This is a genomic window from Massilia sp. CF038 (genome assembly GCF_900129765.1).
GTDB lineage: Bacteria > Pseudomonadota > Gammaproteobacteria > Burkholderiales > Burkholderiaceae_D > Telluria_A.
In genome coordinates, this window is record NZ_FQWU01000001.1 from 1,234,737 (window position 1) to 1,259,099 (window position 24,363).

Consider the following 24,363-nt stretch of genomic DNA (forward strand, 5'->3'; position numbering starts at 1 on the left):
TCAACGAGGACTAAAAAATGGCTGTTGCCGAAAAAGAAACCCTTGGTTTTCAAGCAGAAGTAAAGCAGTTGCTGCAACTGATGATCCACTCCCTGTACTCGAACAAGGAAATCTTCCTGCGCGAGTTGATTTCGAACGCCTCCGACGCGGCCGACAAGCTGCGCTTTGAAGCAATCAACAATGACGCCCTGTACGGCAACGACCATGAACTGAAAATCAAGGTCAGCTTCGACAAGGAAGCAAAAACCATCACCATTTCCGACAACGGCATCGGGATGAACCGGGACGAAGTCATTTCGCATCTGGGCACCATCGCCAAGTCGGGCACCAAGGAATTCTTCGGCAAGCTGTCGGGCGACCAGCAGGCCGACGCGGCCCTGATCGGCCAGTTCGGCGTCGGCTTCTACTCCGGCTTCATCGTGGCCGACAAGATCACGGTTGAAACGCGCCGTGCAGGCGTCGATGGTGCCGAGGGCGTGCGCTGGGAGTCCGGCGGCGAAGGCGACTACAGCGTCGAGACCATCAACAAGACCAACCGCGGCACCGATGTCATTTTGCATCTGCGCGACGGCGAAGAAGAACTGCTCTCGGCCTGGAAGCTCAAATCGATCATCCGCAAGTACTCGGACCACATCTCGCTGCCGATCGTGATGCAGAAAGACGAATGGGACGCCGAGAAAAAAGAAACTGTCGTCACCGACGAACTGGAAACCGTCAACCAGGCCAGCGCCCTGTGGGCACGCAGCAAGTCCGACATCACGCCGGAGCAGTACGACGAATTCTACAAACACGTTTCGCACGACTTCCAGGCACCGCTGACCCATACGCACAACCGGGTTGAAGGCCGCAGCGAATACACCCAGCTGCTGTACGTGCCAAGCCACGCCCCCTTCGACCTGTGGGACCGCAACAAGCGCGGCGGCATCAAGCTGTACGTCAAGCGCGTGTTCATCATGGACGATGCCGAGCAGCTGATGCCGGCCTACCTGCGCTTCATCAAAGGCGTGATCGATTCGAACGATCTGCCGCTGAACGTCTCGCGCGAAATCCTGCAGGAGTCGCGCGATGTGAAAGTCATCCGCGAAGGCTCGACCAAGCGCGTGCTGGGCATGCTGGAAGAACTGGCCAACGCCGACGAGCAGGAAAAAAAGGACAAGTACACCACCTTCTGGAAAGAGTTTGGCCAGGTGCTGAAAGAAGGCATCGGCGAAGACGCTGCCAACAAGGACCGCATCGCCAAGCTGCTGCGCTTTGCCAGTACCGCCAATGACAACGCCGAGCAGACCGTGTCGCTGGCCGAGTACATTGCGCGCGCCAAGGAAGGCCAGGAAAAGATTTACTACGTCGCCGGAGACAACTACGTCGCCGCCAAGAACAGCCCGCACCTCGAGATCTTCCGTAAAAAGGGTGTCGAAGTGCTGCTCATGACCGACCGCGTCGATGAATGGATGCTGTCCTTCCTGACCGAGTTCGAAGGCAAGGAACTGGTATCGGTGGCCAAGGGCGGGCTGGATCTGGGCGGCCTGGAAGACGAAGCCGAGAAGAAGGAGCACGAAGAGACCGAATCGTCGTACAAGGAACTGACCGAGCGCATGAAGACCGCGCTGGGCGACAAGGCCAAGGATGTGCGCGTGACGTTCCGCCTGACCGATTCGCCGGCCTGCCTGGTGGCGGACGAAAACGAGTTGTCGGGTAACCTGCTGCGCATGCTCAAGGCAGCGGGCCAGAACGCGCCAGATTCAAAGCCTATCCTCGAAATCAACCCGAACCACCCGCTGGTGACGCGCCTGAAGTACGAAAGTGCCGAGAGCAGCCAGTTTGGCGACTGGGCGCACATCCTGTTCGACCAGGCCTTGCTGGCCGAAGGCGGCTCGCTGAGCGACCCGGCCACGTTCGTGAAGCGTCTGAACGAGATGCTGCTGGCATCGAGCGCGAAGTAAATCGTCTTTGAGGGAAATCAGCCCGGCCGCGCAAGCGCCCGGGCTTTTTTAACGCGCTTCACACCTGGGTCGGCGCACATCCACCACATCGTCCTCGCGCAGGCGGGGACCCATATTGAGTCGGCGCACATCCACCACATCGTCCTCGCGAAGGCGGGGACCCATAGCGCGCTGAACGACTTCGGGGAGGTGGAATGGGTCCCCGCCTTCGCGAGGACGATGTGTGGCTTGGCACATTGCCATAAAAACAGCCCGGCCGCGCTAGCGTCAGGGCTGTTTTTTCGTCTTCACCGTGCGGGCAGATGACCTTATTTATGCATCGTGAGGCACCTGCGCACACAACTGCGCAAGCAGCGTCGCGCCCACAGGCCAATCCCCCAGATTGCTGTCGCCATTAATGTGCCCCAGATTCCCCACCTCCACAAACTGGCTGCCCCATGCATCGGCAAACTGACGCGCGCGCGCAGGCGAAACAAAGGGATCGTTACCGCTGGCCGCCACAATGGTGGGGAAGGGCAGCTTGTCGAGCGGGACCGGCGCAAAACCGTTGGCCGGCACTGGATACGACGGCGCTTCCGTGTCACTTGGCGCCACCAGCAGCGCACCGGCGATTTTCAGATCGGACTGCGAGCGCGCCCACTGCACCACCAGCTGCACACCCAGGCTATGCGCCACCAGGATCGGCGGACCGTCACTGGCCGCGATGGCGGCGTCAAGTTCTTCCACCCACTCGTCGCGCACCGGGTTGTTGTAATCGCGGTGTGGCACACGTACAAATTCAGGATGCTTGCGCTCCCAATGCGTTTGCCAGTGCTCCGGTCCCGAATTCCACAGACCCGACAGGGTCAGTACGTCACAATCCATTGCGCCTCCCAAGGTTGTTCAATCGTCACAATGGATTTTACGTCGATTCCGGGAAGTCCAGCGTCAGCGAGTCGTGGAAGGGCACAGATTTCCATTGCGTATCGAGTTCCAGCGCGCTGCGGAACAAGATGGCGCCCGCCTCCGGGGCCGTAAATGCGAATGTTGGCGTCTCGCGCATCAGACAGGCGGTACGCACGCCTTCAAGAAAGTCGGCCTCGCTGAACTGGCCGCTCCAGAGCTGGGTCTGAAGCGCCTCCACAATGGCTTCTACCTGGATCGCCTCGGCTTCCACCTCCTTGCCGATCGGGTCGTGGGTGGTCTCCATGGCAAAGCTGGCCGCGGCGCCGCGCGCCACCAGGCCGGTGAAGCCGTTCCTCACGCCCAGGCCAGTTTCAACCACATAATGGACCAGGTCGTGCGGCAGTATGCCCTGGCGTGGCATGGCCGTTTCGGTGCTGCTGCCGTCGCTGCGCAAGTAGCGCAAGTGATCGAGTTTGTCGGTCTTGCCGCGTTTTTCAGCAATCAGTTTCATGGTGTGATGATCGCCTGCGCATGCTGCACCAGTTCTTTCTCGGGCAGGAACGGGGCGCTGATGGTCAGGATCGAATACAGATTGTTTTGCAAGGTGGCGCTGTCAATCGGGCCATCGCGCAGCGCCGTTTGCAGCAGATGGAGTGCCATGTCGGCCAGCAGAATGCGCTGCTTGTCTGGCCACGAAGGCTGCCCTCTGGTGGCGGGGTGAGCGCCATAAGCTGCTTCGGTCAAGGCGTGCGCCTGCCGCCCCAGATCAAGAATCTGCGCTTGGGTCACCGCATCCATCACTTCTGTTTACGGAAGGGGAACATGAACTGCTTGGTGAAGCCGTCCGGCATGTAATCACCCTGCACGCCATACTTTTCCGGGAACCCGGTCTGGCCCTTGATCGCGGTGCCGAAGATACGGTCCAGGAAAGCGTAATGGGCCGCGTAGTTCTTGTCGATCGCCACATCATCGGACGAATGGTGCCAGTGATGGAAGTCGGGCGTGACGATGAAGTACTTGATCGGCCCCCATGGCAAATGCACATTGGCGTGATTGAACACGGCCTGAAAACCGACGATGACGATGTACGCATCCATCACCGACTTCTCAAAGCCCAGCACATACAAAATGCCCAGCACACCCACGCGCGTGACAATCAGCTCGAACATATGCTGGCGCGAGCCGGCCAGCCAGTCCATGGTCTTGGCCGAGTGATGCACGGCGTGGAAGCGCCACAGGAAGGGGATCTCATGGTACGAGCGGTGGGTCCAGTACTGCACGAAGTCGGCTGCCAGAATACACAGCAGCAGTTGCGGAATGAAGTGAATCGACTGCACCGCCGCATGCACGGCATCATTGGCCATCCAGCCGAACAGGCGGTGAATGGCAAAGTTGACCGTCAACAGCGCCAGACCAACGATGAAGTGGTTTACAGCGAAGTGGACCATGTCCGTCTGCCACTCCTTGCGAAACAGCAGCTGGCCTTTATACAGCGGGAACAGCTTTTCGATCGCCGCAAAAATCACGGTCGAGCCCAGCAGATCGAGAATGAACCAATCCATGCCGATGTATGGCGTGTTATCAGGGAAATCGGCGACGGGCACATGCGAGCCGCCCAGCGCCAGGGTCGCCAGCACCAGAGCGGCGGCGACACCATTCAAACCACGCTGGCGTTTGAACAGCACATTGAGCAGGCTGATCGAGCCAGCAATCACCAGCGCCCCGAACATGATGTGGCGAATGATGTCGGGATTGTATTTGTGGCGCAGCTCGGGCGTGGTCAGATACTGCGGGAAGTGAAACGCCAGCACGCCCAGAAAGCACAGAATGCCCAGGGTGAGGGCCACGACCCCGCTGGCGATGCCGATCCCCGGCGTCAGAGGACCGCTCTGTTTGAGCAGTTCGCCCGTTTCGCTGACGGCGCCGCCGACGTTCCCGATGACGGCCTTGGCCGGATCCACAATCTGTTTCATTCCTGCTTCCTTCTCTTTTTTCCAACCGGGGTCAGACCCCAATACTGAAACTGTTTTTTAATCGGGGTCAGACCTCAAAAATTGGTACTTTAGCGCTACAAATTCCAAAATAAGGCGCGCGCATTCGCCCACTAAGCCCAAAAAACCGTGTTCGCCAAGCCTGTGCCTACCAAAAAACGAGGTCTGACCCCGATTAAAAAACAATTTCAGTATTGAGGTCTGACCCCGGTTTAGAGCAAGATTTTATAACGCAATTAAGGTTTGCCGAAGAAAAGATAAAAGCTGTGGTTGCCGTCTTCGCCAATCCCCAGGCCCAGGGTGAATGGCCCCAGCCCGGTGTTGATGGCGCCAAATACGCTGGTCGAGAACTTGGTTCCCACTTGCTCGCCATTGAAACGGCGCGTCATCCGGCCTGCTTCCACGGTGCCGCCCAGGTAGATGTTTTTCAGGCCGAAAATTTCGGTCTGGCGGCTGTACATGGCGCGCGAGTAGGCGTAGCTGGCGCCGAGGAACTGGCGATCCGGGTACCCGGTCATGTTTAATACGCCCCCCAGCGAGAACAGTTCCGTCAGTGGGGCGTCATCGCCCCAGATCTTGCCGCCTCGCGCGGCCAGGCTGATGCGGTGCTGGCGGATGCCCCATACACCTTCCAGGCCAGCTTCCACGCGGCGATAGGTCTGGTCGGCGCCCAGCCCGGTACTCGACAGGCGCGCATTGGCGAAGGCAAAGGTGCCGGTGGTGGGGAAGACCCAGTCATCGAGCCGGTCCTGCAGGAATTCCATGCGGACCACGCCAATTTGCTCGGACTGGCTGGGGAAATCCGGCACGGCCACGCTGGGGCTGGCGCGCGAACTACCCCGTTCCAGGCCAAAGCGCAGCGTGGTAGTGTTGCCTATGTGGTGGCCCAGGTCCAGCCCCACCGTCTGCTGGCGGATCCGGTAAGTGGCCACGGGCCGCTCGTTGATGATCAGGTTGTCGCGCGTTTGCGACAGGCGCAGCACGGGCGCCACAAACCAATTTCCGGCCACGTCCAGCGGCTGATACAGCTGCGAATTGACCAGCATGACCTGGCCCAGCGAGACGTCGTTGCGCCATTCCAGCCCGGACGGGGTGAGCCAGGTCGAGCGGTGGTTGAGCAAAATCGAGAAGTCGCTTTGGCCGGCCAGGTCGGTTGACAGGCGGAAGCCGCCGCGCAGGTAGTTCGGTCCCCATTCCTTTTCCACCGGTTCGATCACCAGCGTGCGCCCGCCCGCATCCTGTTCGAAGCGGTGGTTCACGTTCTGGAAATTGCCGCTCGCGTAAAGGCTGTTCAGGTTCGCCTGCAGTTCGCTCATCTTGAGGGCGGTGCCGGGCTTGATGGTCAGCTTGGCCTGCACTGCGGCCACACTGACGTGACGCAGATAGAACGGGTCGATGCGCACGGCGGCGATGTTGCCCGCGTCCAGATGGCGGCTTCGGCGCGCGGCCATGTGTGCTTCCCATTCGGTGCTGTTCAGCGAGAGTGTAGCCAGCTGCGGCGCCACCGCGCGCGCCGCCGCTTCGCCTATCACGATAGTGCTGGTGGCGTTGTCGAAGTCGGCCGCGGAATAGTCACCCAGTGCCGGCGTGATGAGAATATCGCGTGGACCAAGCTGGCGCAGCGAGTTTTCCACGTTTTGCTCGGTCAGGATGTTGAGCATTTGCTGGCCGACGCCGAACACCGAAACGATCTGGTCGCGCTTGAGCAGGGCAGTGCCCAGGTTGACGGCGATGACGATGTCGGCCCCCATCGAGCGCGCCACGTCCACCGGCAGGTTGCGTACCAGGCCGCCGTCGAGCAGGGCGCGGCCATCGATCTCCACGGGCGCGAATACGCCCGGTACCGACATACTGGCGCGCATGGCACGCGCAATGGCGCCGCGGTCGAGCACCACCATCTTGCCGTTTTCAATATCGGTGGCCACCGCGCGAAACGGGATGTCGAGCTGGTCGAAGTGGTCAATGTCGCCCGTGCGAGCAGCGAGGGTATTGAAGAAGAACTCGATCTGCTGGCCGTAGTTCAGACCGCGCGGGAATTGCAGTTCTGCGTCGCGAAAGCCCAGTTCGCGGCTGCTGATGCTGTTGCGCTCATTGTTCTTGGTGTAGGGCGTGCGTTCGAGGCGTGGCGGGTTGTCGTCCAGGACTTCGTTCCAGCGCACCTGTTGCAGGCGTGCGGCCAGGTCCTTGGGATCGTTGCCCATGGCGTAGGCGCCGGCGACGATGGAGCCCATACTGGTGCCGACCACGTAGTCGACCGGGATGTGCATTTCTTCCAGCACCTTGAGGACGCCAATGTGGGCCACCCCGCGTGCGCCGCCGCCCGATAGCACCAGCCCGACTTTGGGGCGGGCCAGGGCAGGAGAGGCGAGCAGAATCAGCAGCGCGGTGGCAGCGCCAAGGGTACGAAACAGGGTGGGCATGGGGTAGGCGTCGACAGTCAAGTTGCTTGAATGCCAAAACTTACCATAGATGGCGCCACCAGACCACATCGAGCTGGGTTAGCACATCGCCCTCGCGAAGGCGGGGGCCTATTCTATGTAACCGGATTCGGTGGTGTGCTATGGGCCCCCGCCTTCGCGAGGGCGATGTAGCTAGAGATTCACTTTCTGCCTTATTTACGCGCGCCGTTACAACGCCGTCCGCAGCGCGAACAATTCCGGGAACAGCACCACGTCCAGCATCTTGCGCAGATAACTTACCCCGGCCGTACCGCCAGTGCCGGTCTTGAAGCCGATGATGCGTTCGACCGTGGTCACGTGACGGAAGCGCCAGAAGCGGAAGGCAGTCTCCAGGTCCACCAGCTTTTCGGCCAGCTCATACAGCGCCCAGTGCTGCGTCGGATCCTGATACACACCCAGCCACGCTGCCTTGACCGATTCGTCATGCGTGGTTGGCTTGGTCCAGTCGGCATGAAGCCGTTCCGGTGCAATGGCAAAGCCGCTGCGTGCCAGCAGCATCACCGCTTCGTCGTAGACTGAAGGCGCATGCAGCTCGCGGTCGAGAATCGTGTGCGCGTCGGTGGCGGTTTCGTGCACGGCCAGCAGGGCCGCGTTCTTGTTCCCGAGGATGAATTCAAGCTCGCGGTACTGGTAGGACTGAAAGCCCGAGGACGCGCCCAGATACGGCCGGATGGCGGTGTACTCGGGCGGCGTCATGGTGGCAAGTACGTCCCAGGCATGCACCAGCTGGTCCATGATGCGCGCCACCCGCGCCAGCATCTTGAAGGCGGGCGGCAGTTCGCCGGCGCGCAGGTGCACGCGCACCGCCTGCATTTCGTGCAGCATCAGCTTGAGCCACAATTCGCTGGTCTGATGCTGAATGATGAACAGCATCTCATTATGATTAGGCGAGCGCGGATGCTGGGCGTTGAGGATCTGTTCCAGACCCAGGTAGTCGCCATAGCTCATCGCTTCGCTGAAATCCATCTTGGCGCCGTGCCAGTTGGCCGGGCATTTTTGTTCGTCGTTGGACATGGTGTGGTTCCGGTCAGGTCACTGCGGTGCGGCGCGCCGCAAGGTCGTAGGCCTTGTCGTCGAGGATCTGGCGCAGGATCTCGACTGCGTCCCATACCTCGGCAAAGCTTGTATACAAAGGGGTAAAACCAAAACGCATGATGGCCGGCTCGCGGTAGTCGCCAATCACGCCACGCGCGATCAGCGCCTGCATCACCGCGTAGCCGTGCGGATGGGTGAAGCTGACCTGGCTGCCGCGCAGCGCATGCGCGCGCGGCGTCACCAGACCCAATGGATGGCTGGCGCAGCGCGCTTCGACCAGTTCGATGAACAAGTCAGTCAGGGCCAGCGATTTGGCGCGAATGGCGTGCATGTCGGTCTGCTCAAAGATCTCCAGGCCGCATTCGACCAGCGTGAGCGAGACGATCGGCTGGGTGCCACACAGGGCGCGCCCGATCCCTTCCGTCGGCACAAAGTGGGGCGCCATCGCGAACGGATTGGCATGCCCCCACCAGCCCGACAGCGGCTGGGTGAATGCAGCCTGGTGGCGCTGCGGTACCCAGATGAAGGCGGGCGCGCCCGGGCCGCCATTCAAGTACTTGTAGGTACAGCCCACGGCCAGGTCGGCGCCAGCGGCGTGCAGGTCGACCGGCACGGCACCGGCCGAATGGGCCAGGTCCCAGATCACCAGTGCGCCCTGGGCGTGGGCATGGGCCGTTAGGGCCGCCATGTCGTGCTGGTAGCCAGTGCGGTAGTTCACGTGCGTGAGCATCAGCACGGCGCAGTCGGCGTCAATCGCGTCCGGGATCTGGTCGACCGAATCGACCAGCCGCACTTCGTAGCCGCGCGCCAGCCAGCTGGCCAGGCCTTCCGCCATGTAAATATCGGTAGGGAAGTTGCTGCGCTCGGTGACGATCACGCGCCGGCCTGTGCCCGCGCCATGCTCCTGCATGTGCAGGGCAGCCGCCAGGGCCTTGAACAGGTTGAGCGAGGTGGTATCGTTGACGACAACTTCGCCGGGCGCCGCGCCAATCAGCTTGCCCAGACGGTCGCCCAGGCGTTTGGGTAGGTCGAACCAGCCAGCCGTATTCCAGCTGCGGATCAGGTCCATGCCCCATTCGCGCGCGACCACGTCCTGCGCCCGCGCCAGAGCGGCAGCAGGGCGGGCGCCCAGCGAGTTGCCGTCCAGGTAGATCACGTCAGCGGGCAGGGCGAACTGTTGGCGCAGCCCGGCCAGTGGGTCGGCCGCGTCACAGTCCAGGCAATCTTGTCGATTCATACAGATACCCCAAAAAATACTTTAAGCCTAAATTACTTGGGCGAAGCTGCGCAGTTTACCAAGAAATGGCATTTGAAACAGGTTGTAACGATGAAAAGTCTAGAATGTTTTTATGCTACTATTGCCCGCGATTCAATCTACGCACGATCTTTTCGCGACTTTTTCGACTTTTCTCAAAAATTTTTGAAAAAAGCCCTCAAGTTTCCAAAAGCGCTGCCGTAACCGGATCAGACAAGGGGAAATCGGTCTGAAAAATATTTTCAAACTGCCCTAAAGATTCGGAAAAATCCGACGTTACTAGGACAACGAGACGAAATATTTTTTGTCCGGTAGCACCAGGTTCAGCAGTAAATCACCTTCATTCCGCCCCTGTTATCATAGGGGCGCGACAATGATCCGCCAGGGTTTGTCAGACAAACTCCTACGGATCTATCTCGCCATTCACCGACGCAAAATACAGCCAACGGCCTATTCCTGAATAATTCTCTTCGGGTCAAAATGTATCTCACTGGCAATAACACTTAGCCAGGCAACGGATTGAAGGAGATGGAAATGACTGCGAACGACATGATGGCGGAAATTCGTGATGCGAACCTGAGCTACCTGATGCTGGCCCAGCAGATGATCCGCGCTGACAAGGTGACCGCGATCTTCCGTCTCGGCATCGCAGCTGACATCGCTGACCTGATCGAAGGCATGAGCAACGCCCAGATTCTGAAGCTGGCTGGCGGCAACATGATGCTGGCGCGCTTCCGCTTCGATGATGGTGCTATTCTGTCCATGCTGACCAATTACAATAAAGACCGCGGACTGGCCCAGTCGCACGCTGCCATCCTGATGGCTGGCCAGGCTGTCGAAGAAATCGCTTAAGCTCGTTGTCAACGGAGGCGCGCCATGTCCAAGAAAAGCGTAGTGACGGAGGCCCAGGAAATCCAGCTGGCTATCGAACTGATCCAGCTTGGCGCGCGCCTGCAACTGCTTGAAACCGAAGTCTCGCTGTCGCGCGAGCGCCTGCTCAAGCTGTACAAAGAACTCAAGGGCGTGTCGCCGCCCAAGGGCATGCTGCCGTTTTCGACCGACTGGTTCCTGACCTGGCAGCCGAACATCCATTCTTCGCTGTTCATCAACATCCATAAATTCCTGGTTGACCATGCCGGTGCCACTGGCATCGAAGCCGTCATGAAGGCCTACAAGCTGTACCTCGAACAAATGCCGCCCGAAGCTGGTGAAGAGCCGCTGCTGTCGCTCACGCGCGCCTGGACCCTGGTGCGTTTCTTCCAAAGCAATATGCTGGCGCTGGCGCCTTGCCAGAAATGCCAGGGCAAGTTCGTGGTCAATTGCATGGACTTGAATCAGCATTATCTGTGCGGCCTGTGCCACATGCCTTCGCGCGCTGGCAAGACCAAAAAATCCCGGGACGCCGCCGCGGCGCTGCTGAACGCGTGACGCGGCCACGCGCAGCCACACAGCAAGGGCAGGGCGCGAGCCTTGCCCTTTTTCGCTTATGGCGCGCACCCGCCGTACAGGCCTTGCTGCTGCAGTGCGCCGCGTTTCCCCTGACCCTGATGGCGGTGTATGTGCTGGCGCGTGCCGGTATGGCGCCCGGCTACGCAGGTGCAGCGCTGATCCAGGGCGGCTTTGCGGCGCTACTGGCGCACTTGCGCAAACTGGCTGTGTGGTGGCTGGCGATTCAATTGGTGTTCCCGCTGGCGCTGCTCGAGTCGCGCCAGTTGGGCATCGCACCTGGCCTGTTCCTGGCCGGGTTTCTGTTTTTGCTGATGCTGTACTGGTCGACCTTCCGCACCCAGGTGCCGTACTACCCGTCGGGCAAGCGTGTGTGGGATGAAGTGGCGCGCTTGCTGCCGCCGGACCGGCCCGTGTGCGCGATCGATATTGGCAGTGGCCTTGGTGGCCTGGTGCTGGACCTGGCGGCGCGCCGGCCCGAGTCGACCTTTGTCGGCATCGAGCTCGCGCCCTTGCCATGGATGGTGTCGTGGCTGCGTGCACGCGTGAGCGGTTCGGGTGCCCGTTTTGTGCGCGGCGACTATCACGATCTGGACTTCGGCAACTACGATGCGGTGTTCGCCTACCTGTCGCCAGCGGCCATGTCGGACCTGTGGCACAAGGCCGCGCGCGAGATGCGTTCTGGTGCCATTTTGCTCAGTTATGAATTTGTGATAACGGAAAAAGCGCCTGATCTTAGTATCTTGCCTACAGGGCGCGGACCCACCCTTTATATCTGGCACTTTTAGGCGACAAACTGGCCGTTTTCCCTTGCTCCAGCAGGCGTTCTCACGCTATTGTAGTTCCGTATGTAAATTAGTCGAGTCAGATGATTCATGCTCTTGCCAAGAACGCCACGGCTTGATTGCAACCTTGCTCGAATCACCATGGGGAGTGTGCGCACTTGTTAGTCATAATCGGATACATCGTCGTTTGCGCATCGGTGTTCGGTGGCTTTGCAGCCAGCGGCGGCCACCTCGCCTCGCTGTTCCAGCCACTCGAACTGGTGATGATCGGCGGCGCCGCGCTCGGCGCTTTTTTTGTCGGTAACAACGGCAAGTCGATCAAAGCCACCATGAAGGCGCTGCCCTCGCTGTTCAAGGGTTCGCGCTACACCAAAGACCTGTACATGGAGATGATGTCGCTGCTGTTCGACGTCCTGTCCAAGGTGCGCAAGGAAGGCTTGATGTCGATTGAAGGCGACATCGACAAGCCCGAAGAGAGCCCGCTCTTTTCCAAGTATCCGGGGGTCCTGTCGGACCACCACATCGTCGAATTCATGACCGATTATCTGCGCCTGATGGTGTCCGGGAACATGGACGCCTTCCAGATCGAAAACCTGATGGACAACGAGATCGAGACCCACCACCACGAAGGTGCGGTGCCGGCCCACGTGATCGCCAAACTGGGCGACGGCTTGCCGGCTTTCGGTATTGTCGCTGCCGTGATGGGCGTGGTGCACACCATGGAATCGGTGGGCATTCCGCCGGCCGAACTGGGGATCCTGATTGCCAAGGCGCTGGTCGGTACCTTCCTCGGCATTTTGCTGGCCTACGGCTTCGTCGGTCCGCTTTCCAGCCTGCTCGAACAGAAGCTGGAAGAAGAAGCCAAGATGTTCCAGTGCGTGAAAGTGACGCTGCTGGCAAGCCTGAACGGCTATGCGCCGGCGCTGGCCGTGGAGTTTGGCCGCAAGGTGCTGTACTCGACCGAACGCCCGACCTTCAATGAGCTTGAAGATCACATCAAGAAGTCGAAGACCAAGTAAGCGCGCGATGCAGCACATGACACGGAGTTTCCATGGCCGATGAGGGCTTACGACCGATCATCGTCAAACGGATCAAGAAAACCGCGGGCGGCCATCATGGCGGCGCGTGGAAGATCGCGTACGCCGACTTCGTGACTGCCATGATGGCCTTCTTCCTGCTCATGTGGCTGCTGGGTTCAACCAGCAAGGGCGACTTGAACGGCATTGCCGAATTTTTCCAGACCCCGCTCAAGGTGGCCATGCAGGGCGGCTCCGGCAGCGGTGACAGTTCGTCCATCATTAAGGGTGGCGGCGCCGATCTGACGCGCCGCAACGGCCAGGTGAAAAAGGGCGACACGGCACCGGAAAAGAAAACCTACGACCTGAAGGCGGCCAAGGCGCTGCTGGCAGCCGAAGAAGCGGGGCGCCTGAAGTCGCTCAAGGCCAAAATTGAAGCGACCATCGAAGCCAATCCCCTGCTCAAGAAATACCAGAAGCAGCTGCTGATCGATATCACCAGCGAAGGCTTGCGGATCCAGATCGTCGATGAGCAGAACCGGCCCATGTTCGCCGTTGGCAGCGCCCAGGTGCAGCCTTACACGGCCGAGATTTTGCACGTGATCGGCATGGTCCTCAATGAAGTGCCAAACCGCATCAGCCTGTCGGGCCACACTGATTCGACGCCCTACATGACCGACGCCGGCTACAGCAACTGGGAACTGTCGGCCGACCGCGCCAACGCGTCGCGCCGCGAGCTGGTATTGGGTGGCATGAACGACGCCAAGATCATGCGCGTGGTCGGCCTGGCCTCGGCCATGCACCTGGACCGCAAGGACCCGTTTAATCCCATCAACCGCCGCATCAGTATTATCGTGATGAACAAGGCCACCGAAGAAGCGGTGATGCGTGATGGCGCAGCGCTGGAAGTGTCGGCTGACGCCAGTGCGGCGGAAGCGGCAGCAGCATTGAAGGCAGCAAAGGCGCCGGCGCCGTAAGCGCCGGTTTGCATCCTGGAGAAGTCGAATGACGAGAAAAAAAATACTCGGTTCCCACGTCAAGCGCTTGCTGTCGGGCGTGTCCGACCACGGCAAGCGCCATCTGACGGAAGTGGAGACGGACTTGATCCAGACCCAGCTCCTGCTGGAAGAAGCGATCGACAAACTTACCAGCAGTTTCATGGCCATTCACAGCGTGGTCGGTGCGCGCCAGGATTGCGTCAACCAGCTGCTGGACGGCGCCACCCTCAGCGAAGAGCAGCGTGCGCAGCTGGCGCAGCTGTCGGGCGAGGTGGGCGCGCATGTCAACGCGGCCATCACCAGCATGCAGTTCCAGGACATGACGAGCCAGCTGATCGACCGCACTCTCAAGCGGGTAACGGGCTTGCGCGAATTTCTGGGCACGCTGGGGGCGCACAGCGCCGACGTGCTGCCTGAACACGGCAGCGAAGAAATCGTGGACCTGCTCGGCAAGGTCAGCATGGCGCTCGCGATTCAGTCGCTTGAGCTGCGCAGCGTATTAAGAAAAGCAGTCAATCAGCAGCATCTGGAAAGTGGCGATATCGAGCTGTTCTGACGATAGCGCCACTCAACGATAAATGGGCACATGCCCGGGTTTTAAAAAATAGCAGGAGCAAAGATGGCTAAAACAATACTCGCAGTCGACGATTCCAGTTCATTGCGCCAGATGGTCGCCTTCAGCCTGAAGGCTGCGGGCTACCTCGTGGTGGAAGCGGTCGACGGCCAGGACGGCCTGGAAAAGGCAAAGCTGCAGGCGGTGGACCTGGTCCTGACCGACCAGAACATGCCACGCATGGATGGTCTGACGCTCATCAAGCTGCTGCGCGGCTTGCCGACCTATGAGAAGACGCCGATCCTGATGCTCACCACCGAGTCGTCCGACGAAATGAAGATGAAGGGACGGGCGGCCGGCGCCAATGGCTGGCTGGTCAAGCCGTTCGACCCGCAACGTCTGATCGAGGTGGTCAAGAAAGTCATTGGTTAAGCCCAGTTGGGAGTACGCTAATGATGTATCGCGAAACTGACGGAGCCTCATCATGACGATCGATATAAGCCAGTTCTTCCAGGTCTTCTTTGATGAAGCCGAGGAGCTGCTGGCCGAAATGGAACGGCTGCTGCTGGCAGTGGACGTGGCCGCGCCGGATGCCGAAGACTTGAACGCCATCTTCCGCACGGCGCACTCGGTCAAGGGCGGCTCGTCGACCTTTGGCCTGAATGACATGACCGACGTGACCCACGTGCTCGAGTCGCTGCTGGACCGCATCCGCAAGGGCGAGATGGCGCTGACCGGCGTGCATGTGGACGCGTTTTTGGCGGCCAAGGACATCCTCAAGATGCAGCTGGACGGCCACCGCAACGGCGCCCATGTGAACCAGGATGCCGTGGCTGACGTGCGCATGATGCTGCAGGAGCTGTCGCAGGACGCCGTGCCGGTGGCCGCGCCGGTGGCGCCTTCGTTTGTGCAGACAGACGCGCCTGTCCATGTGGGCAAGGGCGGACGGCGCTTTCGCATCGAACTGCCGCCCGTGCCGCAGCGCGACATCAGCGCCTTGTCGGCCGAACTGGGGCTGCTGGGGCGTGTTTCGCTGGTGCCGCTGGGCGGCGAGCGGCACGCCATCATCGTTACCACCCACGAATCGCTGGAAGACATCATTGCGATTTGCTCGTTCGTGCTCGATCCCGAACAGCTGAAAGTATTCGAAGCACCGGCCCTCACGCCGGAGCAGCAAGCCATTGAAGACAAGGCCCGTGCCAAGGTCGAGAACGACCAGGGCTACGGCTTCTTCGACCCGATAGATGAACCGGTGCAGGATGACGTCAGCGACGACGAGCGTGGCTACGGCTTCTTCCAGCCGATCGAGCATATCCGCGCTGCAGCCGGCATCACCAGTACCCCGGTGGCGGTCAAGGCCGCGCCGGTGGCAGCGGCGCGCATCGAGCCGCTGGAAGTGACCGAAGACAAAAAAGGCAAGAAGGACGACAAGGCTGCTGCGGCTGCCGAATCGTCCTCGATCCGGGTGTCGATCGAGAAGGTCGACCAGTTGATCAATCTGATCGGCGAGCTTGTCATCACCCAGGCCATGATCGAACAGCGCAGCGACGGGCTTGACCCGATGGTGCACGAGCGCCTGCTCAATAGCGTCAGCCAGCTGACCCGCAACACGCGCGACCTGCAGGAAGCGGTCATGTCGATCCGCATGATGCCGATGGACTTCGTGTTCTCGCGCTTTCCGCGCATGGTGCGCGACCTGGCCGCCAAGCTGGGTAAAAAGGTCGACTTCATCACCAATGGCGCTGCCACGGAACTGGACAAGGGCTTGATCGAACGGATCGTCGATCCGCTCACCCACCTGGTGCGCAACAGCATTGACCATGGCATTGAAATGCCCGAAGCCCGGGTTGCCGCCGGCAAGACCGAAGCGGGGCGCCTGTTCCTGTCAGCCGGCCACCAGGGCGGCAATATCGTCATCGAAGTGTCGGACGACGGCGGTGGTTTGAACCGTGAACGGATCCTGGCCAAGGCCGCGCAAAACGGCCTGGCCGTGCACGAGAACATGAGCGACAGCGAAGTCTGGCAGCTCATTTTCGCGCCTGGTTTTTCGACTGCCGAAACCGTGACCGACGTGTCCGGGCGCGGCGTGGGCATGGATGTCGTCAAGCGCAACATCACTGCCATGGGCGGGTCGGTTGACATCCGTTCGGCCAAGGGCTTTGGCACCACCATTTCCATTTCACTGCCGCTGACCCTGGCCATCCTCGATGGCATGTCGATCCGCTGCGGCGAAGAGGTCTACATCCTGCCGCTCGGTTTTGTGGTCGAGTCGCTGCAGCCAGCGCCGGAAGACGTCAAGGAAATCAGCGGCAAGGGCCGCGTGATCAAGGTGCGCGGCGAGTACCTGCCGCTGGTGCCCCTGTACCAGATGTTCGAGATCACGCCGCGCTTTACCAACCCGTCCGAAGGCATTGTCGTGATCCTCGAAGCGGACGGACGCAAGGCTGGCCTGTTTGTCGACGACCTGGTCGGCCAGCAGCAGGTGGTGGTCAAGAACCTCGAATCGAACTACCGCAAGGTGACCGGCATTTCCGGCGCCACCATTCTGGGCGACGGCGGCGTGTCGCTCATTCTCGATGTGTCGGCCCTGATGCGCTCCTCGCGCCAGCTGGCTGACGACCCGATTTTTTCGTAACTGTATTGAACACATTTGAATAGGAATAATCATGTCCATGAACGCAGCAGCAAACAAATCGGGCGAAGGCAAGGATGCGGCCGGCCGCGAATTTCTGGCCTTTACTCTGGGCTCCGAAGAATACGGGATCGACATCCTGAAAGTGCAGGAGATCCGGGGCTACGAAGCCGTGACCCGCATCGCCAACGCGCCTGAATTCATCAAGGGCGTGATCAACCTGCGCGGCATCATCATTCCGGTGGTGGACATGCGCATCAAGTTCAAGCTCGGCACCCCCGTGTACGACCAGTTCACGGTCGTCATCATCCTGAACATCGGCGGGCGTATCATGGGCATGGTGGTCGACAGCGTCTCGGACGTGACCACCCTCACCAGCGACCAGATCAAGCCGGCGCCGGAAATGGGTACCGCGTTCAATTCGGACTACCTGGTTGGACTGGGAACGGTCGATGAGCGTATGCTGATCCTGATCGATATCGACAAACTGATGTCGTCCGGCGAGATGGGCCTGATCGACAAGCTGGCAGCTTAAAGCGCAGCGACTTCGTGGCATGTGCGATATCCGGGGGAGACAAAGATGAGCTTACGCGATTTTAAGATTGGGACCCGCCTGGCGATCGGTTTTGGCAGCATTCTGCTGATTCTGGTGGCCATGGTGGTGCTGACCAACGTACTCAATGGCCGCAACAAGAGCGAGCTGTTGGGCGGGTTGACGACGTCCAACGCCAAGAACCTGCATGCGGCCACCATGAAGAGTGCGATGCTCGAAACCGGGATCGCCATGCGTAACATCGGCCTGCAGTCGGACGTGGCGCTGATGCAGAAGGAGCAGGACAAGGTCAAGGCCCAGAGCAAGCGCTACGAAGAAGCACGCAACGCGCTGCAGGCCGTCGGCCTGAGCGACGAAGAAAAAAAGGTCCTGGCCGATGTGGCCGTCGTCGACAAGGAGCTTGACACCGCCTTCAAGGAAGCCATTGGCCAGGTACTGGCATTTAACACTGAAGGCGCCACCAAGATCATCGCGGGCCGCATCGATCCACTCAACCAGCAGACGCTGGCGCTGCTCAACAAGCTGGTCGACCTGCAGCAGTCGTCCCAGCGCAACTTCCTTGAAAGTTCGGTCAAGGCCGATTCGCGCCTGAAGACTCTTATGTACGGCCTGGGCGCGGTGGCGCTGGGGCTGGGCGTGGTGTTTGCCATCGTGATTACGCGCTCGATCGTGGCGCCCTTGCACGGCGCGGTGTCGGTGGCCAAAAAGGTCGCCGGCGGCGAACTGACCTCGCAAGTGCATGTGGAAGGGCAGGATGAAACGAGCGAACTGCTGCAGGCGCTCAAGGACATGAACGACAGCCTGGCGCGCACCGTCGGCGAAGTGCGCACCGGGACTGAAACCATTACCGTCGCGGCGCAGGAAATCGCCAGCGGCAATGCCGACCTGTCCTCGCGGACCGAGTCCCAAGCCAGCTCGCTGGAAGAGACAGCCAGTTCGATGGAAGAACTGACTAGCACCGTCAAGCAGAACGCCGACAATGCACGCCAGGCCAACCAGCTGGCGGTGTCGGCATCGTCGGTGGCACTGCAGGGCGGCACGGTGGTGGCCCAGGTGGTTGAAACCATGGGCTCGATCAAGGACAGTTCGCGCAAAATCGTCGACATCATCGGTGTCATCGACGGCATCGCCTTCCAGACCAACATCCTGGCCCTGAATGCGGCCGTGGAAGCGGCGCGTGCGGGCGAGCAGGGGCGCGGCTTTGCGGTGGTGGCCGCCGAAGTGCGCAACCTGGCGCAGCGCTCGGCCGGTGCCGCCAAAGAAATCAAGGCCCTGATCGGCGACTCGGTCGACAAGGTCGACAACGGCAGCAAGCTGGTGGACCAGGCTGGCCAGACCATGGAGCTGATCGTCACCTCGATCAAGCAGGTGGCCGACATCATGGGCGAAATCACCGCCGCTACTCAGGAACAGAGCAACGGCATTGAAGAAGTCAACCAGGCCATCACCCAGATGGACGAAATGACCCAGCAGAATGCGGCCCTGGTGGAGCAGGCCGCCGCTGCCGCCGAAAGCATGGAAGAACAGGCCGGCATGCTTGCTGCCGCCGTGAGCATCTTCAAGCTCAATGGCGACGAGAACAAGGTCCAGCGCGCAGCGCCGGCAGCGCGTGCCGTGCGGGCAGCACCGCCGGTGAAAGCGGCGCCAGCGCGGGTGGCGGTGGAAGCGCCGGCTGCAGGCAAAGCGCCCAAGAAGATCGCTGCGGCAGCGGCAGAGGACTGGGAAGAGTTCTAAGCAGTCCGGCGCAAGCCGGCCAGCGGATCCGACAGCATAACCTTAGGAACCAACGTGGCGCTACAGAAATCCGAGTCGAACAAAGAATTCAATTTCACGCGCAGTGACTTTGAACGGGTGCGGGCGCTGATTTACCAGAAGGCCGGCATCTCGCTGGCCGAGAGCAAGCAGGAAATGGTGTACAGCCGCCTGGCGCGGCGCCTGCGCGCCACCGGCATCGATTCGTTCGGGCGCTACCTCGACGACCTCGAAGCAGGGCGCCTGGGCGAAGAGTGGGAGTCGTTCACCAATGCCCTGACCACCAACCTGACCTCGTTCTTCCGCGAAGCGCATCATTTTCCGCTGCTGGCCGAGCACCTGAAGAAGCTGCGCGAGACGCCCATTACGATCTGGTGCTCGGCCAGTTCCACGGGCGAGGAACCGTATTCGATCGCGATGACCGCCTGCGAAGCGTTCAACACGCTCACCCCACCAGTGCAGATCGTGGCCACCGACATTGACACCAACGTGCTGGCCACGGGCGCGAACGGCGTGTATGGAATCGAGCGTATCGAAAAAATGGCCCCGGAACGGGCGCGCCGCTTTTTCCTGCGCGGGCGCGGCGACCAGGAAGGCATGGTCCGTGTGCGTCCCGAGCTGCGCCAGCTGGTGACCTTCCGCCAGCTCAATCTGCTGGGCGACAAGTGGCCGCTGACAGGCCAGTTTGATGTGATTTTCTGCCGTAACGTGATGATCTATTTCGACAAAGCGACCCAGCGCAAAATCCTGTCGCGCTTTGTGCCATTGATGAAACCGCACGCCCTGCTGTTTGCCGGCCATTCCGAGAACTTCCTGTACGTGTCCGAAGCGCTCAAATTGCGCGGCAAGACCGTGTACGAACTCGACGAACGCGGCGCAGCACGGCCTGCAGTCAAATGAGAACCGACTATGGCATCCGACAACGAACAATTCGCCACTAACGTTTATTACGACCGCACCTTCGATTGCGACGCGGCCAAGATCCTGCCGGGCGAGTACTATTACACGCCCAAGGACATGCTGATTGTGACGGTGCTTGGCTCGTGCGTATCGGCCTGCATTCGCGATCGCGTCTCGGGTCTGGGCGGGATGAACCACTTCATGCTGCCCGATGGTGGCGGTGACGCCAACAGCCCCGCCTCGGCTTCGGCGCGCTATGGTTCCTACGCCATGGAGATCCTGATTAACGATTTGCTCAAGTCCGGTGCCCGGCGCGAAAACATGGAAGCGAAAGTGTTCGGCGGCGGCGCCGTGCTGCGCGGTTTCACCGCCATCAACGTGGGCGAACGCAACGCCGCCTTCGTCATGAGCTATCTGAAAACCGAGAAGATCCGGGTGGTGGCCGAAGACCTGAACGATGTATTCCCGCGCAAGGTGTATTTTTTCCCGCGCACGGGCAAGGTACTGGTCAAGAAGCTGATGCAATCACATAACGACACGCTGGCCAAGCGTGAACTCGACTACGCCAGCCGCCTGAAAGAGCCGGTCGGTGGCGAGATCGACCTGTTCTGATCGGGGGATAACGTGAAAAAGATCAAGGTACTGATCGTGGACGACTCGGCGCTGATTCGCAGCGTCATGAGCGAAATTATCTCCAGCCAGGCCGACATGGAAGTGGTCGGCGTGGCGCCCGACCCGCTGGTAGCGCGTGAGCTGATCAAGCAGACCAACCCCGACGTGCTGACGCTGGACGTGGAAATGCCCAAGATGGACGGCCTCGACTTCCTGGAAAAGCTGATGCGCCTGCGCCCAATGCCGGTGCTGATGGTGTCATCGCTGACCGAGCGCGGGTCTGAAATTACCATGCGCGCGCTGGAACTGGGCGCAGTCGATTTTGTGACCAAACCGAAGATCTCGATCCAGAGCGGCATGCGCGAATACACCGAACTGATTGCCGATAAAATCCGCGCCGCCGCGCGCGCGCGCATCAAGGCGCGCACGGTGGGCCCGGCCGCGCCAGGCGCGCCAGTGCTGCCGGCGCTGCGCAGTCCTCTTACGTCGTCCGAAAAACTGATCATCATCGGCGCCTCCACCGGCGGCACCGAAGCGATCCGCGAATTTTTAATGCAGATGCCGTCGGACTGTCCGGGTATTCTGATTGCCCAGCACATGCCAGAAGGGTTCACCACCTCGTTTGCGCGCCGCCTCGATACGCTGTGCAAGATCAGCGTGCGTGAAGCGGCTGGCGACGAGCGCGTGCTGCCGGGTCACGCCTACATCGCGCCTGGCCACTCGCATCTGCTGCTAGCGCGTTCCGGCGCCAACTACGTCACCAAGATCGAGCAGACCGACCCGGTCAACCGGCACCGCCCGTCGGTGGACGTGCTGTTTCGCTCGGCGGCAGCGGCGGCCGGCAAAAACGCGGTGGGCGTGATCCTGACCGGCATGGGTAAAGACGGCGCGGCCGGTATGGTCGAAATGAAAACAGCGGGCGCTTACAACTTCGCGCAGGACGAGGCCAGCTGCGTGGTATTTGGCATGCCGCGCGAAGCCATTGCCCTGGGCGGCACCCACGAAGTGGGGCCATTGACGTCGCTGCCGGGCATGGTCCTTGGCTATCTGGCAACGCAAGGCAGCCGGGCGTTGCGTGTTTGAAGCGATTGCGTTGAATTCCGCGCCAACTTATTCGCTACAGGGCAACAAAAATGCTATCCTAAAGGCTGCTTCGCAAGTGGGGCAGTCACTTCAAACCACAGTACAGAATCAACGGAGTAATTCATGGCTGATCCAAAGATGCGTTTTTTAGTAGTCGACGATTTCTCGACCATGCGGCGCATTGTCCGCAACCTGCTCAAGGAACTGGGATACGCCAATGTCGATGAAGCAGAAGACGGCGTAATGGCCCTCGCCAAGCTGCGCAGCGAACAGTTCGACTTCGTCGTTTCCGACTGGAACATGCCCAACATGGACGGTCTGACAATGTTGCAAAACATTCGTGCCGATCCCGCACTGGCCAAGCTGCCGGTGCTGATGGTCACTGCCGAAGCGAAGAAAGAAAACATCATCGCAGCGGCCCAGGCGGGCGCCAACGGCTACGTGGTCAAGCCTTTCACGGCCGCCACGCTGGACGAAAAGCTGAACAAGATTTTCGAGAAACTCGAAAAAGTCGGAGCCTGAGATGGGCGACCAGAACACCGAGGTCGCGGTCCGCGCGGACGGCGCTTCGGCGGACATGGACACGCACGACGAATTCCTGAGCCGCATCGGGCACATGACGCGCGCGCTGCACGAGAGCTTGCGCGGGCTGGGCCTGGACAAGCTGATCGAAAAAGCGGCCAGCGACATCCCTGACGCGCGTGACCGGCTCGACTACGTTGCGCGCCTGTCCGAACAGGCCGCGCAAAAAGTGCTGAACGCGACCGACGCGGCCGGCCCCCTGCAAGACCGGATTGAAAGCGACGCGGGCGCCTTGAGCGCATCGTGGCAAACGCTGCTCGACCAGCCTGACACCACCGATGCGCAGTGGCGCGCCATGGCCATGCAGACCATGACTGCATTGCAGCAGGCGCGCACCGGTTCAGTCGAGACCAAGCGCCACCTGATGGACATTATGATGGCCCAGGACTTCCAGGATCTGACCGGGCAGGTGATCACCAAGGTGACCACCATCGCCCAGAACCTGGAGCAGCAGCTGGTGCAGATGCTGGTCGATTTCGCCCCCGCCGAAGTCAAGCGCGAGTACGACAGCGGCTTGCTCAACGGGCCGCAGATCAATCCCACTGGCGCCGACGTGGTCTCGAATCAGGGCCAGGTCGACGACCTGCTCGACAGCCTGGGGTTCTAATCCTGCCGCGCAGCGCACATGCTGGCTGCGCGCACCGCACCACAACCTGACACGAATATACAATGCACGAAACAAATTTCATCGTCCGCGAACCTCTGCTTGACCCCAAACAGCGCGTGATTGGCTACGAGCTGTCCTGGCACCTCGAACCGAATCAAGTGGTCACCGATGACGACCTCGAATCGCTGATCGGCTTCGTGGCCGAAAACGTCAACGATGAAGAACACGGCTGGCTGCTCAAGGACAAAATCCTGTTCCTCGATGCGGTGCCGAACATGCTCTCGACCGACGCCCTGTTCAACATGCCGCCCGAGCGCACCGTGCTGACCATGAAAGCGAAAGACCTGGCCGACCCCGACACCCTGTCGGCCGTGCAGGGCTTGCGCGCTGGCGGCGTGGGCATCTCGGTACGCGACGGCGACCTGGCCCACCTGGGCAGCAACCTGGCCATGAGCGCCTCGTACATCGAAGTGCGCTTTGCCGGTGCCGACGTGGCCGCGCAAGCGCGCACCTATGCCCAGGCCAAGCAATCGGCCGTGCGCATGGTGGGCCGTCCGGTGGCGACCTGGGAAGACTTTGACTCTTGCGCCGCGCTGGGGCTGGACGCGTTCGTGGGCAAGCTGCACCTGACCCCGCGCCCCGGCATTCCCGTCAAGGGCATGAACCCGGCCCAGACCATCATCCTGCAACTGATGCAGATGGTGCAAAAGAACGAAGACATCCCCAAGATCGAAAGCGTGCTCAAGCGCGATCCCGCGCTCTCGTACAAAATGCTGCGCTTCATCAATTCTGCCGGATTCGGCGCCACGCGCGAAATCCAGTCGCTCCGCCAGGCCATCACCATGATGGGTTACGCGCCCATGTACCGCTGGCTGACCCTGTTGCTGGCCACCGCCTCGACCTCGGGCTACTCCCCGGTGCTGATGGAAACAGCGGTGGTGCGCGGCCGCCTGACCGAGCTGCTTGGCATCAAAGTGCTGAAACGTGGAGAAGGTGAAAACCTGTTCGTGGCCGGCATGTTCTCCCTGCTGGACCGCCTGCTGGGCCTGCCGATGAAAGAAGTGCTCGACACCATCCAGTTGCCCGACGAAGTGGTCGAAGCATTGATGACACGCGGCGGCAAATACGGCCCCTTCCTGGCGCTGGCCGAAGCGTGCGAGCTCGACTCGAACCTGGTCGCCTCGCTGGCGAAGAGTCTGGAAATCGACCCGGTCGACGTCAACAAAGCGCACCTGTCGGCACTGGCCTGGGCCCAGAACGTCAGCACCTAAGCCCCCAA

At 60.7% G+C, this 24,363-nt stretch carries 24 protein-coding genes; 17 read left to right on the forward strand and 7 right to left on the reverse strand.

Annotated elements, in window-relative coordinates; genetic code table 11:
• Window positions 1-17 precede the first annotated feature (17 nt).
• Entirely contained in the window at window positions 18-1,940 is a 1,923-nt protein-coding gene (gene htpG, locus BUC24_RS05755; RefSeq protein WP_073213138.1) for a molecular chaperone HtpG, read from the forward strand.
• Between the two features lie 312 nt (window positions 1,941-2,252).
• Here the strand turns inward: htpG and BUC24_RS05760 are convergent, their stop codons facing one another.
• From BUC24_RS05760 to kynU, 7 genes are all read right to left on the reverse strand, one after another.
• The gene (locus BUC24_RS05760) at window positions 2,253-2,804 is read right to left on the reverse strand and encodes an RBBP9/YdeN family alpha/beta hydrolase (protein WP_073213139.1); all 552 of its coding nucleotides are present in this window, start codon (window positions 2,802-2,804) and stop codon (window positions 2,253-2,255) included.
• 37 nt (window positions 2,805-2,841) lie between these two features.
• Window positions 2,842-3,336, reverse strand: coding sequence for a hypothetical protein (locus BUC24_RS05765; protein ID WP_073213140.1), 495 nt, complete (start codon window positions 3,334-3,336; stop codon window positions 2,842-2,844).
• Entirely contained in the window at window positions 3,333-3,623 is a 291-nt protein-coding gene (locus tag BUC24_RS05770; RefSeq protein WP_073213141.1) for a hypothetical protein, read from the reverse strand. Before BUC24_RS05770 ends, BUC24_RS05765 begins: the two co-directional genes overlap by 4 nt.
• Window positions 3,623-4,798 (reverse strand): sterol desaturase family protein, encoded by a 1,176-nt coding sequence (locus BUC24_RS05775; protein WP_073213142.1) that lies wholly within the window; start codon window positions 4,796-4,798, stop codon window positions 3,623-3,625. Before BUC24_RS05775 ends, BUC24_RS05770 begins: the two co-directional genes overlap by 1 nt.
• A gap of 254 nt (window positions 4,799-5,052) precedes the next feature.
• Window positions 5,053-7,236: a patatin-like phospholipase family protein gene (locus BUC24_RS05780; protein ID WP_178372480.1), complete on the reverse strand. Its 2,184-nt coding sequence runs from the start codon at window positions 7,234-7,236 to the stop codon at window positions 5,053-5,055.
• A gap of 207 nt (window positions 7,237-7,443) precedes the next feature.
• The gene (kynA, locus tag BUC24_RS05785; protein ID WP_073213143.1) at window positions 7,444-8,289 is read right to left on the reverse strand and encodes a tryptophan 2,3-dioxygenase; all 846 of its coding nucleotides are present in this window, start codon (window positions 8,287-8,289) and stop codon (window positions 7,444-7,446) included.
• A gap of 13 nt (window positions 8,290-8,302) precedes the next feature.
• Window positions 8,303-9,547 (reverse strand): kynureninase, encoded by a 1,245-nt coding sequence (gene kynU / locus BUC24_RS05790; protein ID WP_073213144.1) that lies wholly within the window; start codon window positions 9,545-9,547, stop codon window positions 8,303-8,305.
• A 552-nt stretch (window positions 9,548-10,099) separates the two neighbouring features.
• Between kynU and flhD the strand changes: the two genes are divergently transcribed.
• From flhD to BUC24_RS05870, 16 genes are all read left to right on the forward strand, one after another.
• Complete coding sequence (gene flhD, locus BUC24_RS05795; RefSeq protein WP_073214833.1) at window positions 10,100-10,417, forward strand: flagellar transcriptional regulator FlhD; 318 nt, start codon at window positions 10,100-10,102, stop codon at window positions 10,415-10,417.
• Between the two features lie 24 nt (window positions 10,418-10,441).
• Window positions 10,442-10,993: a flagellar transcriptional regulator FlhC gene (gene flhC / locus BUC24_RS05800; protein ID WP_073213145.1), complete on the forward strand. Its 552-nt coding sequence runs from the start codon at window positions 10,442-10,444 to the stop codon at window positions 10,991-10,993.
• 83 nt (window positions 10,994-11,076) lie between these two features.
• Window positions 11,077-11,799 (forward strand): class I SAM-dependent methyltransferase, encoded by a 723-nt coding sequence (locus tag BUC24_RS05805; protein WP_229448047.1) that lies wholly within the window; start codon window positions 11,077-11,079, stop codon window positions 11,797-11,799.
• A 155-nt stretch (window positions 11,800-11,954) separates the two neighbouring features.
• The gene (gene motA / locus BUC24_RS05810; protein WP_073213147.1) at window positions 11,955-12,815 is read left to right on the forward strand and encodes a flagellar motor stator protein MotA; all 861 of its coding nucleotides are present in this window, start codon (window positions 11,955-11,957) and stop codon (window positions 12,813-12,815) included.
• Window positions 12,816-12,847: 32 nt separating this feature from the next.
• Window positions 12,848-13,789 carry a flagellar motor protein MotB gene (gene motB, locus BUC24_RS05815; RefSeq protein WP_073213148.1) on the forward strand — a complete coding sequence of 314 codons (942 nt, stop codon included), beginning with the start codon at window positions 12,848-12,850 and terminating at the stop codon, window positions 13,787-13,789.
• Between the two features lie 28 nt (window positions 13,790-13,817).
• Window positions 13,818-14,366, forward strand: coding sequence for a chemotaxis protein (locus tag BUC24_RS05820; RefSeq protein WP_073213149.1), 549 nt, complete (start codon window positions 13,818-13,820; stop codon window positions 14,364-14,366).
• 63 nt (window positions 14,367-14,429) lie between these two features.
• Window positions 14,430-14,795 carry a response regulator gene (locus tag BUC24_RS05825; protein WP_073213150.1) on the forward strand — a complete coding sequence of 122 codons (366 nt, stop codon included), beginning with the start codon at window positions 14,430-14,432 and terminating at the stop codon, window positions 14,793-14,795.
• A 52-nt stretch (window positions 14,796-14,847) separates the two neighbouring features.
• Window positions 14,848-16,998: a chemotaxis protein CheA gene (gene cheA, locus BUC24_RS05830; RefSeq protein WP_073213151.1), complete on the forward strand. Its 2,151-nt coding sequence runs from the start codon at window positions 14,848-14,850 to the stop codon at window positions 16,996-16,998.
• Between the two features lie 31 nt (window positions 16,999-17,029).
• Window positions 17,030-17,530 carry a chemotaxis protein CheW gene (locus BUC24_RS05835; protein ID WP_073213152.1) on the forward strand — a complete coding sequence of 167 codons (501 nt, stop codon included), beginning with the start codon at window positions 17,030-17,032 and terminating at the stop codon, window positions 17,528-17,530.
• Window positions 17,531-17,575: 45 nt separating this feature from the next.
• Window positions 17,576-19,282: a methyl-accepting chemotaxis protein gene (locus tag BUC24_RS05840; protein WP_073213153.1), complete on the forward strand. Its 1,707-nt coding sequence runs from the start codon at window positions 17,576-17,578 to the stop codon at window positions 19,280-19,282.
• A 54-nt stretch (window positions 19,283-19,336) separates the two neighbouring features.
• Window positions 19,337-20,200: a CheR family methyltransferase gene (locus BUC24_RS05845; RefSeq protein WP_073213154.1), complete on the forward strand. Its 864-nt coding sequence runs from the start codon at window positions 19,337-19,339 to the stop codon at window positions 20,198-20,200.
• Between the two features lie 9 nt (window positions 20,201-20,209).
• Entirely contained in the window at window positions 20,210-20,812 is a 603-nt protein-coding gene (gene cheD, locus BUC24_RS05850) for a chemoreceptor glutamine deamidase CheD (protein WP_073213155.1), read from the forward strand.
• A 12-nt stretch (window positions 20,813-20,824) separates the two neighbouring features.
• Window positions 20,825-21,895: a protein-glutamate methylesterase/protein-glutamine glutaminase gene (locus BUC24_RS05855; RefSeq protein ID WP_073213156.1), complete on the forward strand. Its 1,071-nt coding sequence runs from the start codon at window positions 20,825-20,827 to the stop codon at window positions 21,893-21,895.
• Between the two features lie 123 nt (window positions 21,896-22,018).
• On the forward strand, window positions 22,019-22,417 hold the full coding sequence (gene cheY / locus BUC24_RS05860) for a chemotaxis response regulator CheY (protein ID WP_026172309.1): 399 nt from the start codon (window positions 22,019-22,021) through the stop codon (window positions 22,415-22,417).
• Window position 22,418: 1 nt separating this feature from the next.
• Window positions 22,419-23,084, forward strand: coding sequence for a protein phosphatase CheZ (gene cheZ / locus BUC24_RS05865; protein WP_073213157.1), 666 nt, complete (start codon window positions 22,419-22,421; stop codon window positions 23,082-23,084).
• A 62-nt stretch (window positions 23,085-23,146) separates the two neighbouring features.
• Window positions 23,147-24,355, forward strand: a complete 1,209-nt coding sequence (locus BUC24_RS05870; protein WP_073213158.1) for an EAL and HDOD domain-containing protein — start codon at window positions 23,147-23,149, stop codon at window positions 24,353-24,355.
• Window positions 24,356-24,363 lie beyond the last annotated feature (8 nt).

Coding starts and splice junctions, on each gene's coding strand:
- htpG (WP_073213138.1), top strand. CDS start 18: ATGGCTGTTGCCGAAAAAGAAACCCTTGGTTTTCAAGCAGAAGTAAAG.
- BUC24_RS05760 (WP_073213139.1), bottom strand. CDS start 2,804: ATGGATTGTGACGTACTGACCCTGTCGGGTCTGTGGAATTCGGGACCG.
- BUC24_RS05765 (WP_073213140.1), bottom strand. CDS start 3,336: ATGAAACTGATTGCTGAAAAACGCGGCAAGACCGACAAACTCGATCAC.
- BUC24_RS05770 (WP_073213141.1), bottom strand. CDS start 3,623: ATGGATGCGGTGACCCAAGCGCAGATTCTTGATCTGGGGCGGCAGGCG.
- BUC24_RS05775 (WP_073213142.1), bottom strand. CDS start 4,798: ATGAAACAGATTGTGGATCCGGCCAAGGCCGTCATCGGGAACGTCGGC.
- BUC24_RS05780 (WP_178372480.1), bottom strand. CDS start 7,236: ATGCCCACCCTGTTTCGTACCCTTGGCGCTGCCACCGCGCTGCTGATT.
- kynA (WP_073213143.1), bottom strand. CDS start 8,289: ATGTCCAACGACGAACAAAAATGCCCGGCCAACTGGCACGGCGCCAAG.
- kynU (WP_073213144.1), bottom strand. CDS start 9,547: ATGAATCGACAAGATTGCCTGGACTGTGACGCGGCCGACCCACTGGCC.
- flhD (WP_073214833.1), top strand. CDS start 10,100: ATGACTGCGAACGACATGATGGCGGAAATTCGTGATGCGAACCTGAGC.
- flhC (WP_073213145.1), top strand. CDS start 10,442: ATGTCCAAGAAAAGCGTAGTGACGGAGGCCCAGGAAATCCAGCTGGCT.
- motB (WP_073213148.1), top strand. CDS start 12,848: ATGGCCGATGAGGGCTTACGACCGATCATCGTCAAACGGATCAAGAAA.
- BUC24_RS05820 (WP_073213149.1), top strand. CDS start 13,818: ATGACGAGAAAAAAAATACTCGGTTCCCACGTCAAGCGCTTGCTGTCG.
- BUC24_RS05825 (WP_073213150.1), top strand. CDS start 14,430: ATGGCTAAAACAATACTCGCAGTCGACGATTCCAGTTCATTGCGCCAG.
- cheA (WP_073213151.1), top strand. CDS start 14,848: ATGACGATCGATATAAGCCAGTTCTTCCAGGTCTTCTTTGATGAAGCC.
- BUC24_RS05835 (WP_073213152.1), top strand. CDS start 17,030: ATGTCCATGAACGCAGCAGCAAACAAATCGGGCGAAGGCAAGGATGCG.
- BUC24_RS05840 (WP_073213153.1), top strand. CDS start 17,576: ATGAGCTTACGCGATTTTAAGATTGGGACCCGCCTGGCGATCGGTTTT.
- cheD (WP_073213155.1), top strand. CDS start 20,210: ATGGCATCCGACAACGAACAATTCGCCACTAACGTTTATTACGACCGC.
- cheY (WP_026172309.1), top strand. CDS start 22,019: ATGGCTGATCCAAAGATGCGTTTTTTAGTAGTCGACGATTTCTCGACC.
- cheZ (WP_073213157.1), top strand. CDS start 22,419: ATGGGCGACCAGAACACCGAGGTCGCGGTCCGCGCGGACGGCGCTTCG.
- BUC24_RS05870 (WP_073213158.1), top strand. CDS start 23,147: ATGCACGAAACAAATTTCATCGTCCGCGAACCTCTGCTTGACCCCAAA.